Here is an 11807-nt window from a genome sequence, read left to right as displayed (position 1 = left end):
ATCAGCCTCCTTCGCCTGGCAAGGATGGTACTTGCGAGCGGCTCGACGGCATGAATATCGGCGCGCCTTCGTCCGAGGCGTCGTTATTTTCGAGCAGCCGGAGCGCCGTTCGGTAGCCATTGAATGTCCCGACATCGACGTAGGCCGACCCCGCCTTGGCGCCCCAGGCTTCACCTCCGGCGGCAAGATAGGCATTGACCAGTGTTCCAAAATATTCGTCACAGCCGTCCCGTTCGCGCCAGAGCGTGGCAAGCCGGTGAAAGATGCGAGCCGGCATCTTGAATGCTCCCCAGATCCAGTTCGTGGCTGCGTCCCGCTGTTTGACCTGGATCTGCTCGACACGGCCATGCTGATCGATGACCACGGCGTCGAAAAGCTGCGGCTGCTCTACAGGAAACAGGAGGAAGGACAGCTGGTTATCCGGGAGATGGCAGAAGCCGTCCTCGGGGAACCAGATCGTGTCTGGGAGACCGATCAGCACCGTCTCGTCCGGTGCGACGATCGGCGCTGCACGGAAGATCGCATCGCAAAGGCCGACCGGAGAAGGTTGCGCCACGAAGATGGCGGCGGCGCTGTCATAGCCGGCGGCATAATATTCGAGGATATCCGACTTTCCCGAGCCGATGATGAAACAGATCCTGTCGACGCCGTTGCGCACCATCCTGCGCACCAGATATTCGCTGACCGCGCAGGGACGTTCGGTTTGCCCGTCCATTCGGCTGCCCACCGGCAGCAGTTCCTTGGAAAAGCCAAGCGGCTGAATGCGGCTGCCCCGCCCGGCGGCAGGCACGATACCCAACATCAGACAGCTTCCTTCATAGATTCGCTCGCTTGCGCCCGAACGGCCTCGTTCAGGATCCGGTCTAGCTCCGCGGCGCGGCGCGTCGACGTGTGTTCATCAAGGACGCGCTCGCGGGCTTGGCGGCGCAGCGCCTCGAGCTCTCCGTCCGACAAACCGAGCGCCGCGACCACGTCGTCCGTAGAATGTGCAAGCACAATTTCGCTGCCGGGCTTGAAGAAGCTGTCGATGCCCGGCCAATCATCGGAAACGATCGCTGCGCCGCAGGCTGCCGCTTCGAACAGTCGGCCCGAGGGACACCAGCCTTTGCGCGCCATCGCTTCGCGGGTGACGTTCAGGGTCAGCCGTGACGAGCAGAAGAAGGCCGGATGGTCGGCAGGCGGCAGATGCCTGACAAAGAAGATGTTATCGCTCCACGGGAAATCCTGCGGGTATTGCGCGCCGCCGATTACGAAGCGGCAACCCGGCATCCGCGCAGCTGGCGCGACCAGCAATGTCTCGACGCCCGCCTGACGATCTTCGGCATAGGTTCCGAGATAGGACAGATCGCCGGCGAACTCGGGCTTGGGCCGTGCCGGCCGGTGGTGGTCGGGGTCGACATGGCCGTAGAGCGGCACGACGAGACGCGCGCCCAGCATGATCTTAAGCGCATCGAGCGCCGGGCCACCGGTGTAGCTCAGTACTAGGTCGAAATCGCGAAGGCCCTCGGAGCCGAAATAGGATGGCTGGTCGCCTTGTTCGATGCGTGCCAGCGTCACAGCGGTGTCGAGATCGTAGAACACTTTCAGCCCGCGGCAGCCCTCTTGCGCAAGGCGTGAGGCTTCAACGGCATCCGGGCAGTAGGAGGTAACGATCACAACGTCAGCTTCGCGGACTGCGATGGCCGCGGTCTGCGCAATGTCACTCCAGCACGGATAGAGCAGGACGTCACCGCCATCGAGTTGATGGAGATCCCTTGCCCCGGCGTAGTAGGGCGTGTCGTGTTCGAAGAAGCCGATGCTCCAGCCGAGTGGCGCCAATGCGCGTATCAGCCCGCGCCAGAGCGTGGCATGCCCGTTTCCCCAGGAGGAGGTGACAGTGAGGCCGAAGATCACCATCCGCACCGGACAGCTCCCGTCACGCGATTTCGTTCAGGCGAATGAGCTTTGAACCCCAGTCGCCATGGACAATGGTGGTGATCGAGGCAGGCTCAATGTCGAAACGGAAACAGTCGCCGAGCTGAAGACCAAGGACTTTGCACACCGCGGCCTTGATGACGTCCGCATGGCTGATCAGTGCAACGCATCGGTTTGGGTTTCGTTGGCGAAGCGCATCCATCAGCCCGATGACCCGCTGCTGCGTATCCTGCATGGTCTCGCCGTTCGGTGTGCGCGCATTTTGCCGTTGATCGTTCCACATTCGCCAGGCGGCATCGCCATTCAATTCTTCGAACGTTTTGCCGGACCACGCCCCGTAGTCGATCTCATCCAATTCCTGACGGATCGAGATCTGCTCAATGCTACACGCGACCGCGATAGGTTTCGCGGTTTCCAAGGTGCGCTTGCGTGGGCTGCTCAAGATCCCGGCGAGCGGCTCTTTCGCCATGCGGCCCGCGAGTTGCAGCGCCTGTGATTCACCGGCGCGGCCGAGATTGACATCGAGCAGGCGGCCGGGCAGGGAGCGGCCGACATCATCGTGCTCGGCATGCCGGATAAGAAAGAAGATCGTGGTCATTCGGCGGCATCGAGCATCGGCTCGTCCCTGCCGGCGATGAAGGCGAGCGTGCGCAGGCGGGCCTCGGCGTCGGTGAACTGCTCCGGCGGCGACTTCATGAAATAACTGCAAGGCCCCGTGAGCGCCCCCGCAATGCCGCGATCGAGGGCAAGTTTCGCGCAGCGCACGGCATCGATCACCACGCCTGCTGAGTTGGGCGAGTCCCACACTTCCAGCTTGAGCTCGGCATTCAGCGGCACACCGCCAAAAGTCGTACCTTCGACGCGAATGTAGGCCCATTTGCGATCGGCGAGCCAAGGTACATGGTCGCTAGGCCCGACATGGATGTTGTCCGGTTCGAGCGGAACATCGATCTGGCTGGTGACCGATTGCGTCTTGGAAATCTTCTTGGATTCCAGCCGCTCCCGCTCCAGCATGTTGAGGAAATCTGTGTTGCCGCCGAAATTGAGCTGATAGGTGCGGTCGATACGCACCCCGCGCTCCCGGAACAGATTGGCGAGCAGCCGGTGAATAATGGTGGCGCCTACCTGGCTCTTGATGTCGTCGCCGACGAGGGGGAGCCCACGCTCCTCGAAACGCCGCCGCCATTCGGGCCGCGAGGCAATGAAGACCGGTATACAGTTGATGAAAGCGCAACCGGCTGCCAGCGCGCATTCGGCATAGAAACAGGTCGCCGCCTCAGAGCCGACCGGCAGGTACGAAACCAGTACCTCGGTTCCGCTTTCTCGGAGGCTCGCGGTCACATCGGCGACGGGTTCATCAGCTTCCTCGATTTCATCGCGCAGATATTTGCCGATGCCGTCGAGCGTCGGGCCTCGTTCCACACGTACGCCAATCGGAGCCACATCGGCAAACCGGAAGGTGTTGTTCGGGGCGCTATAGATCGCTTCGGATACATCGCGCCCTACCTTGCTCTTTGCGATGTCAAAGGCGCAGACGACCTCGATGTCCTCGACATGATAGCCGCCGAGATCGGCATGCATCAGCCCGGGTATCGGCTCGTTGCTTTTTGCCTGGCGATAGTAGGTGAGGCCTTGCACAAGGGAGGATGCGCAATTGCCAACGCCGACGATGCCGATGCGAACTTTTTTGGATGTCACGAAACCGCCGCCTCTGCTGTTGGAGGTAAGTTCCTCGCCGCCGAACTAGGATCGGCCAGGAATGTTCCTTGCCGTCTGAAAAATTGTGCTGGTCGCCGGTCAACACTTCCGATGGCGCGCTAATGTCGAACCTGAGAAGGGGAGCGGCATCTGGAATGCCGGAATGGAACCTCGCCCATCCTGCGAAGTTAAAGCGCGAGGGCGATTGTCATGTCCGCAAATATCGGCCTTCTGGCCGGTTGCGCGTTTTGGCTTCTTGCCAAGGGCGGCAGCTGGGTCGCAGCCGAGGAACTCGGCCATCAACGGGCGCAGATCGTCACGCCTCCGATCGCGCCGATAGCTCTGACTGCCCCCCAGCTTCAGGGTCCCACTGCATCTCAAGACTCGCCCGCCGGTGGGTTATTTCTGTTCCTGCGCAACGGTTGCGGCGCATGCCACACCATAAGAGGCACCGAGGCTGACGGGACGATTGGCCCGGACCTGTCCCACCTCGGATCGCGAAGGGCGATCGGTGCCGGCGTTCTGCCCAATACCGATGAAGCCATCGCGAGATTCATCGCTCGACCCGATCTGTTGAAGCCAGGCGTGAAAATGCCGGCATTCGATATGCTACCGCAAACCGAAATCCAGACGATCGCGCGATATCTGAAGGCCTTGCAGTGATGTCCGGGTCTCGACCCCGTTCCTGGTCCAAGCCGTCCAATGCTGCCTCCGGTCAAGATGCCGTTAACCGGGTGAAGGATCAGCCGACAATGATCCGCCTGAAGCATGTCGTGTTCGGCGCCATCGGTCTGCCTGTCGTCATATTGCTAGGAGCGTGGATCGGCTTTTTCAACGTCGGTGCCAGCAGCGGCCATTGGAAAGTGACAGCCTGGTTCCTTCAACTCGCCATGCGCTCGGCCGTGCGCACCTATGCATTGGCGGTGGATGCCCCGAAAACTCTCGACCGGCGGGGGCTGCCGGCGGCAGCTGGCCATTTTGCGCGGGGTTGCGCGATCTGCCACGGCGAACCGGGCGAGCCCCGCTCGCCGGCGGTGATGCGCATGCTTCCGCAGCCACCGGATCTTGCGCTGACAGTCGGAGACTGGACCGACGCCCAACTTTTTCGGATCGTCAAGCATGGAATACGTTTCACCGGCATGCCCGCCTGGCCGGCCCGCGACCGGGACGATGAGGTTTGGGCGATGGTTGCCTTACTGCGGGAACTTCCGAAGCTTGATGCGAATGAATTTCGAGCGCTTGCCTTTGATGCTGGAGACGCAATCGGCGAGGATCGGCCGCTTGCCACTCCAGATGCCCTCGCCGACTGCACGCGCTGCCACGGAAACGACGCCGGGGGCAGGGGCGATCTCGTGCCCGCGCTGGCCGGGCAGAAAGAAGCTTACCTGCTCGGCAGCCTAGAGGCCTTTGCCAGAGGCGATCGCGCGAGTGGCTTCATGGCTTTGCCGGTGACGGGCGTCGCTTCTGCCGAGATGGCTGCGCTTGCCCGGCATTTTGCGGCGCAGCCACCGATCTCAGGGGACCGCGATCAGACGCCGGCGGAACTAATCGACAAGGGGAGGCAAATCGCGAAAGCCGGAATTCCGGAGCGGAACGTACCTGCCTGTTCCGGCTGTCACATCGGCTCTGACAAAAATCCGGTCTATCCGCGCCTTGATGGTCAGCATGCCCCATATCTCGAACGGCAACTGAAGCTGTTCCGGTCCGAGAGCCGAGGCGGCACGCCATTCTGGCGTATAATGGCGACCGCGGCCCAACGCCTCACGGACGACGATATACGGGCGGTATCGGCCTTTTTCTCCAAGCGTTCCGAAGGTCCTCGATGACCACGACGGGCCGTTCGTGGAACCGAGAGCGGAGAGGGCCGATGCTGCGGGGCAGGCCGAGGTCATCCCCAAGGAACTTTATTCCTTGCTGCCAGTTCCCAAAGCGCACCGACGGCCGTGTAAAGTGGAGAGCCGGCTGAAGCATCCTCCTCTGGGTGAAGCACGCTGAATGGATTCCTGGCAGGCTCATGAGATGCAGAATTTCGGGGCGGGCGATCGCCCCCGGCATCTGCTGAACCTATGGCGCATAGATGCCGCAAAACAGAAGAACGCCACCGACCAGGCAGAAGGCGAGGAATGTCGCAGCGTAAAATCCGGGCTCACGGAAAACCCTCATGTCGTCTCTGAGACTCACGGCTCCGCTTCCTCGGCCTCGGATCAACCCAACAACACGGAACGGAACCGGAGAGTTCCGGATGCCGTGTTTCCTCCGTTTCCGAAAGTCTCCCAAAGGGGAGCGACGGCGTTGCGAGGTCTCGTCGGTACGGCCTGCTCCGTTGCCGTCTCGGGCTGCACCGGCATGCAGTCGGTCCTCGATCCGCATGGCGGACAGGCCGACGCTCTGGCCGCTCTGTTCCGGACGTTCACGGCAGTACTCGGTGCTGTCTGGCTCTTCACCATGGCGGGGCTGCTCCTCGCGCTGGTACACAGGCGCGGCGGTCGCGGCTGGCCCGCTGAGACCCGTCCAGCAGTCAAACCACAAATGCAGGTCGCCTTCGCTGCGATGCTGGCGTTGAGCACCATCATTCTCGCAGGGCTGACCGTGCTCAGTTTCGGCGGACAAAAGGCGGTTTTCAGGAGCGGGGCAGGGGCGGCGCTGACAATCTCCGTCATAGGGCATCAATGGTGGTGGCAGGTCCGCTACGAAGGAAAGGATGGCTTCGAGACGGCAAACGAGATTTGTATTCCGGTTAGCACCCCCGTCGACATCAAACTCGCCACCGCGGATGTCATCCACTCTTTCTGGATACCAAGCCTCGCCGGCAAGCTCGATCTCATTCCTGGCAAAAGCAACGAACTCAGGATCGAAGCGGATAAGCCAGGCATATATCGCGGCCAATGTGCCGAATTCTGCGGTCAGCAGCATGCGCATATGGCGATCTTCGTGGTGGCAATGGAGCCGCACGAGTTCGAACGCTGGCGCACTGGTCAAGCGGCGCCAGCCAAGTCGATCGCTCATCTTGCGAAGCAACGCGTCGTTGCCTCGGCCGGGTCGGCTCGATCCGCGACCGCGTCGGAGAATTCGCAATGAGTCCGGCAGTCGAAGAACGTCACGAAGTCCGTGATATCGATCTGGGCGACGAGGAACTGCGCGCAAGATTGAACAAGACCTGGGGCACGCCGCGTGGTCTGGTTGGCATTCTCTCGACGGTTGATCATAAGACAATCGGCATCCGCTATGCCGTGACGGCCTTCGCCTTCCTGTTGGCCGGCGGCATCCTGGCGATCGTTATGCGGCTGCAGCTTGCGCGGCCAGACAGTCATCTCGTCGGCGCCGAGCTCTACAACCAGCTTTTCACCATGCACGGCACAACGATGATGTTTCTGTTCGGGGTGCCGGTCGGCGAGGCGTTTGCCGTCTATCTGGTGCCGCTCATGGTCGGCACCCGCAACATCGCCTTTCCCCGTCTCAACGCCTTCTCCTACTATGTCTACCTGTTTGGCGGGCTGATGTTATGGGGCGCTTTCGCTTTGAGCATCCGCCCGGATGTCGGCTGGTTCTCTTATGTGCCCCTCGCAAACCTGGATTTCACTCCAGGCAAGGGGCCAGACTACTGGGCGCAGATGATCACCTTTACCGAAGTCGCCGCGCTTGCGGTATCGGTGGAGATCGTCGTCACGGTCCTGAAGCAGCGTGCGCCGGGCATGACACTCGACCGCATCCCACTCTTCGTGTGGACCATGCTTGTCCATTCTTTCATCATCATTTTCGCCATGCCGGCGGTCATGCTCGCTTCATCGATGCTGATTATGGACCGGCTGGTCAGCACGCAGTTTTTCAATGCTGATGCAGGCGGCGATCCGCTGCTGTGGCAGCATCTTTTCTGGTTCTTCGGCCACCCCGAAGTCTACATCATCTTCCTGCCTGGAACCGCTTTCGTTTCGGCGATCGTCGCAACATTCTCCAGGCGGCCGGTCTTCGGCTATCTGCCGATGGTGCTGTCGCTGATTGCAATCGGCTTCCTATCCTTTGGCTTGTGGGTTCACCACATGTTCGTAACGGGCCTGCCCGAGGTAGGCGCCGCATTCTTCACCGCCTCCAGCATGGCGATCGCCATTCCGAACGGCGTCCAGATATTCTGCTGGATCGCGACGCTGTGGGACGGCAAGCCGGTGCTCAAGACACCGCTGATCTTCGTGCTCGGTTTCTTCTTCATCTTTGTCGCCGGCGGGCTCTCGGGTGTGATGCTGGCCTCGGTGCCAATCGATACCCAGGTGCACGACACCTATTTCGTCGTCGCCCATTTCCACTATGTGCTGATTGGCGGCACTGTCTTTCCGCTTGTCGCGGCCGTCTATTATTGGTTCCCGAAGGTGATAGGCCGGCTGATGGACGAGCGACTCGGCAAATGGCAGTTCGCCCTTGCCTTCATCGGCTTCAACGTCGCCTTCTTCCCGATGCATCTGCTCGGCCTGCGCGGCATGCCACGCAGGGTCTATACCTATCCGGCGGAGATGGGTTGGGGCGGGCTCAACCTTCTCGCCAGCGCCGGTGCACTGCTGTTCTTCGCAAGCTTCCTGCTGATGCTCTGGAACATGGTCGTCAGCGCCCGCTCGGGTGCCCTTGCCGGCGACAATCCCTGGGGCGCCGACACACTGGAATGGGCGACCACCTCGCCGCCCCAGCCGCAAAATTTCGACCGCATCCCCGCTGTCGCAAGCGGCTGTCCGCTATGGGACCGGGACAGTGACACGTCGGTGGTCAGCGGCCTCAAGGTCGATGAGCGCGAGCTGGTCGTGACTAGCGTCACCGAAGCCAATCCCGACATTCGCGAGGAATCGCCGGCGCCATCGATCTGGCCTTTTCTGGCGGCGTTCGCCACCGCCGTCGCCTTTATCGGTTCGATCTACACACCGTGGGCGATTACCTGGGGGTCGCCCGTCGTCGCCCTCGTGCTGGTCGCCTGGTTCTGGCCGAAAACCACCGAGGAGAACGTCTAGATGGCCCGCAGCGTCATCGATGTCTCCGGTTTACCGACCTATGCCTTCGGGTCGCGTGTCACGCCCTGGTGGGGAACCTTCTCGTTCTGTCTGCTGGAGGGAACCGGCTTCGCCCTCGGCATCGGCGGCTATCTTTACCTGGCCGTCACCAACACGCATTGGGCGAAGGATGCGGTTCCTTTGAACCTGTTCTGGTCCGGGCTCTTCACGCTCGTCCTTGTTCTCAGCGCACTGCCGAATTTTCTGATCAAGCGAGCAGCGATGCAGGAGAGCTTGCGCTCGGTGCGGTTGTTTTTGCTGGTCATGAGCGCGGTCGGTCTGGCGCTTGTCTGGCTGCGAATCATGGAATTTTCGGTCTTGCCGGTACGCTGGAGCGACAACGCTTACGGTTCGTTTGTCTGGCTTCTGCTCGGTCTGCATGGCGTGCACGTGCTGACGGACGTCGCCGACACGCTCGTGCTGACCGTGCTTATGTTCACGCGACACGGAACGGGCAAACGCTTCAGCGATGCCGAAGACAATGCTTTCTACTGGTATTTTGTCGTCCTGTCGTGGCTGCCGCTCTACGCGGTGCTTTATTGGCTGCCGAGGCTCTGATGCGGCTCGTCCTCCGCGTTAGAAGAGCACAGTTGCTCAGAGCGCTTGCTTCGGCAGTATGCATGCCGCTGGCGCCAGCCGTAGCGCTCGCACATGGCGCGGATCAAGTACCTGGCGGTTGGTCCCTCTCCGGCATCACCGCCATCCCGCTTGGCCTAGCGTTGCTGCTTTACCTCGGTGGCATGGCGCGGCTTTGGCGGCGGGCGGGAGTAGAGCGCGGAGTCGCATGGTGGCAACTGGCCTGCTTCGCGACGGGTTGGGCAGCGCTTGCCGCGGCCCTCGTGTCGCCGCTGCACGAATTGGGCGAGCGGCTCTTTACGGCACACATGATCGAGCACGAGGTCCTGATGGTCGCCGCGGCTCCTCCGCTTGTGTTGTCGCGACCACTCGGCGCCATGTTGTGGGCCTTCCCGCACGCCATGCGGCGGCGCCTTGCGCGCGGGGCGCGATGGCCGGTTGTGCGAATGGCGTGGCGAGGTCTGACCGAGCCAGCGTCCGCGACGATCCTGCACGGCCTCGCGATCTGGTCATGGCACATACCGGTTCTCTTCGATGCCGCAATTGCGAGCGAGCCGGTGCACTGGCTGCAGCATTTCAGCTTCCTGGCAAGCGCGCTGCTCTTCTGGTGGGCCTTGCTCAATGGCCGAGCGCGCCGGAGAGGCTACGGTGCATCGGTGTTTTATCTGTTCTTCACCTCCACGCATTCCGGGCTGCTCGGCGCGATCCTGGCTCTTTCAAAAAATGAAATGTTCGTTCCAAGGCACTCGGCAGCCGCGCAATGGAGTCTGACGGCGCTGGAAGACCAGCAGCTTGGGGGCCTGATCATGTGGGTGGGTGCCGCCGCGTTCTATTTGGCTGCTGCGCTGATTCTGGCGGCGTTTTGGATCGAAACCGGTCCGTATACTGAGAAGAAGGCCGCCGACACTCCGAGTTCTGTTCAAAATTAATGCAACGGCAATCTACTGGAAGTGGCGAAGAGAGGACGGCACTTCGTTTTCGTCAGGATTCCGACCGGGTGTGCCCCGGGGCTACGGCCTCAAATCCGGCCCATGAGGGCCAGGACCACCAGGACGATGAGTATGACGCCGACGAGGCCTGAAGGCCCGTAGCCCCAACCTGACGAATACGGCCAAGCCGGGATCGCGCCGATCAGCACCAAGATAAGAATAATGAAGAGGATTGTACTGAGACCCATATCGGTTCTCCTTTCTTGGTTTGCGCAACGCCGGGCCGTAGTCGCGAAAATGGAACGGTGCCTAGGGCCTCACGGCTTCAGTCCAGACTGCGCAGCATGTCAGCCTCCTGTTCGAGGATGCTGGCTACTTCTTCGCGTTGGAGATGCGTCATCATCAGGCTGACGCAGCATTCGAGATACGTGATGGAGGCTCGTCGCAGGAAGGCGGCGGTTTCCGCGTCCGCCATCTGCTCGATGTCCTTGGCTGGTCGCTTCGACTGCACGGCTATGTTCTCCTAACTGGTTGTCAGGTCCAACCAGAACCTTGGTCGGATGTTCCGTCCGGGCGAAAAGAACGCTCGCCGGATCAGCGTCCTTGGAGCTGAAAGATCCCGATCCGCCTGCGTCCGGCGTGGCGTTCGATGCGAGCGGCGGTACCGTCGCCGTGTCGTCGAGATCGGCAAAGTAAACGACTGTCCGCAGCAGGCCCTGCCTGAGCGGCACCTTGGGCGACCACCCGAGAAGCGCCTTCGCACGGTCTATGTCTGGCCGCCGCCGGCGAGGATCGTCTTCCGGTAAAGGTAGGAATTTCATAGGCGATTGGGTGCCGGTCAATTCCCTGACCACACCGGCCAATTCCAGGACGGTAAATTCCCCCGGGTTTCCGAGATTGAGCGGTTGGCGCGGATTAGGCTCAATGGCCATGAGCCGCAGCAGCCCTTCGACAAGGTCGGTGACGTAACAGAAAGATCGCGTCTGTCGGCCATCGCCAAATATGGTCAGCGGCCGCCTTTGCAGTGCCTGCATGACCAGGTTCGAGACGATGCGGCCGTCGGCAGGGTCCATTCTCGGGCCGTATGTGTTGAAGATGCGAGCGACACGGACGTCGGCCATCTCGGCCCGCAAATAGTCGAAGCAAAGCGTCTCCGCGGTGCGCTTGCCTTCGTCATAACAGGCGCGCGGACCGATGCAGTTCACGTGGCCGAGATAATCCTCACGCTGCGGATGCCGTTCGGGATCGCCGTAGATTTCGCTCGTCGAGGCCTGCAGGAACCTTGCGCCGTCGCGCACGGCAAGCTCGAGCAGGTTGAGCGTACCGATCACGCAGGTGCGCGTGGTGTGAACCGGATCGGCTTGGTAGCGGGGCGGCGACGCGGCGCATGCCAGGTTGAAAATATGGTCGACCGGCTCACCGAGCTGGAGTGGAGTGCAGATATCCTGCTCGATCAGCCGGAACCGCGATTGGCCGATAAGGGTTGTGATGTTTTTCATACGCCCGGTGAGGAAGTTGTCGACACAGATCACGCGATGGCCGTCGCCAAACAGGGCCTCGCATAGGTGCGAACCGAGGAAACCGGCACCGCCGGCGACGAGCACCGTCCGTGTCTGTTGAGCCTTTCTTGAGCGCCGCATCGCTATGTTCTCCTGTATGCCTG

At 61.5% G+C, this 11807-nt stretch carries 11 protein-coding genes and 1 pseudogene; 6 read left to right on the top strand and 6 right to left on the bottom strand.

From position 1 onward, the window contains the following. Window position 1: 1 nt before the first annotated feature. From QAZ22_RS27665 to QAZ22_RS27650, 4 genes are read right to left on the bottom strand one after another with little or no spacing between them, the layout of a single operon-like run. Window positions 2-802 carry a nucleotidyltransferase family protein gene (locus QAZ22_RS27665; RefSeq protein ID WP_278203986.1) on the bottom strand — a complete coding sequence of 267 codons (801 nt, stop codon included), beginning with the start codon at window positions 800-802 and terminating at the stop codon, window positions 2-4. Further along, a complete protein-coding gene (locus QAZ22_RS27660; protein ID WP_278203984.1) occupies window positions 802-1902 on the bottom strand; it encodes a glycosyltransferase in 1101 nt (366 codons plus the stop codon). Before QAZ22_RS27660 ends, QAZ22_RS27665 begins: the two co-directional genes overlap by 1 nt. Before the next feature lie 13 nt (window positions 1903-1915). Further along, window positions 1916-2512 carry a histidine phosphatase family protein gene (locus tag QAZ22_RS27655; RefSeq protein ID WP_278203982.1) on the bottom strand — a complete coding sequence of 199 codons (597 nt, stop codon included), beginning with the start codon at window positions 2510-2512 and terminating at the stop codon, window positions 1916-1918. Then, window positions 2509-3612 carry an inositol-3-phosphate synthase gene (locus tag QAZ22_RS27650; RefSeq protein WP_278203980.1) on the bottom strand — a complete coding sequence of 368 codons (1104 nt, stop codon included), beginning with the start codon at window positions 3610-3612 and terminating at the stop codon, window positions 2509-2511. The genes QAZ22_RS27655 and QAZ22_RS27650 overlap by 4 nt, the downstream gene beginning before the upstream one ends. A 210-nt stretch (window positions 3613-3822) precedes the next feature. Here QAZ22_RS27650 and QAZ22_RS27645 point away from each other — a divergent pair, with 210 nt between their 5' ends. The 6 genes from QAZ22_RS27645 (at window position 3823) to QAZ22_RS27620 (ending at window position 10144) form a co-directional block, all read left to right on the top strand. Next, window positions 3823-4275, top strand: a complete 453-nt coding sequence (locus tag QAZ22_RS27645) for a c-type cytochrome (protein ID WP_278203978.1) — start codon at window positions 3823-3825, stop codon at window positions 4273-4275. 89 nt (window positions 4276-4364) lie between these two features. Then, on the top strand, window positions 4365-5438 hold the full coding sequence (locus tag QAZ22_RS27640) for a c-type cytochrome (RefSeq protein ID WP_278203977.1): 1074 nt from the start codon (window positions 4365-4367) through the stop codon (window positions 5436-5438). A gap of 169 nt (window positions 5439-5607) precedes the next feature. Continuing rightward, entirely contained in the window at window positions 5608-6690 is a 1083-nt protein-coding gene (gene coxB, locus QAZ22_RS27635) for a cytochrome c oxidase subunit II (protein WP_278203975.1), read from the top strand. Beyond that, window positions 6687-8600: a cytochrome c oxidase subunit I gene (ctaD, locus tag QAZ22_RS27630; RefSeq protein WP_278203973.1), complete on the top strand. Its 1914-nt coding sequence runs from the start codon at window positions 6687-6689 to the stop codon at window positions 8598-8600. Before coxB ends, ctaD begins: the two co-directional genes overlap by 4 nt. Next, the gene (locus tag QAZ22_RS27625) at window positions 8601-9197 is read left to right on the top strand and encodes a cytochrome c oxidase subunit 3 (RefSeq protein WP_278203972.1); all 597 of its coding nucleotides are present in this window, start codon (window positions 8601-8603) and stop codon (window positions 9195-9197) included. A gap of 62 nt (window positions 9198-9259) precedes the next feature. Next, window positions 9260-10144, top strand: a complete 885-nt coding sequence (locus QAZ22_RS27620; protein WP_278203970.1) for a cytochrome c oxidase assembly protein — start codon at window positions 9260-9262, stop codon at window positions 10142-10144. Window positions 10145-10233: 89 nt separating this feature from the next. Here the strand turns inward: QAZ22_RS27620 and QAZ22_RS27615 are convergent, their stop codons facing one another. Together QAZ22_RS27615 and QAZ22_RS27610 are read right to left on the bottom strand one after the other, a co-directional pair. Next, window positions 10234-10392 (bottom strand): DUF3309 family protein, encoded by a 159-nt coding sequence (locus tag QAZ22_RS27615; protein WP_278203968.1) that lies wholly within the window; start codon window positions 10390-10392, stop codon window positions 10234-10236. Window positions 10393-10830: 438 nt separating this feature from the next. Then, a pseudogene (locus QAZ22_RS27610) lies at window positions 10831-11784 on the bottom strand (UDP-glucuronic acid decarboxylase family protein); the annotation flags it as partial. Window positions 11785-11807: the final 23 nt, after the last annotated feature.

Source organism: Mesorhizobium sp. WSM4906, assembly GCF_029674625.1.
Lineage (GTDB): Bacteria > Pseudomonadota > Alphaproteobacteria > Rhizobiales > Rhizobiaceae > Mesorhizobium.
Note: the sequence above shows the minus strand (reverse complement) of the source record. Positions and strands in the feature narration are given on the sequence as shown.

Excerpts from the sequence above, each read along its gene's own strand:
- QAZ22_RS27665 (WP_278203986.1), bottom strand. The coding sequence starts at position 802 with ATGTTGGGTATCGTGCCTGCCGCCGGGCGGGGCAGCCGCATTCAGCCG.
- QAZ22_RS27655 (WP_278203982.1), bottom strand. The coding sequence starts at position 2,512 with ATGACCACGATCTTCTTTCTTATCCGGCATGCCGAGCACGATGATGTC.
- QAZ22_RS27645 (WP_278203978.1), top strand. The coding sequence starts at position 3,823 with ATGTCCGCAAATATCGGCCTTCTGGCCGGTTGCGCGTTTTGGCTTCTT.
- QAZ22_RS27640 (WP_278203977.1), top strand. The coding sequence starts at position 4,365 with ATGATCCGCCTGAAGCATGTCGTGTTCGGCGCCATCGGTCTGCCTGTC.
- coxB (WP_278203975.1), top strand. The coding sequence starts at position 5,608 with ATGGATTCCTGGCAGGCTCATGAGATGCAGAATTTCGGGGCGGGCGAT.
- ctaD (WP_278203973.1), top strand. The coding sequence starts at position 6,687 with ATGAGTCCGGCAGTCGAAGAACGTCACGAAGTCCGTGATATCGATCTG.
- QAZ22_RS27625 (WP_278203972.1), top strand. The coding sequence starts at position 8,601 with ATGGCCCGCAGCGTCATCGATGTCTCCGGTTTACCGACCTATGCCTTC.
- QAZ22_RS27620 (WP_278203970.1), top strand. The coding sequence starts at position 9,260 with ATGCCGCTGGCGCCAGCCGTAGCGCTCGCACATGGCGCGGATCAAGTA.
- QAZ22_RS27615 (WP_278203968.1), bottom strand. The coding sequence starts at position 10,392 with ATGGGTCTCAGTACAATCCTCTTCATTATTCTTATCTTGGTGCTGATC.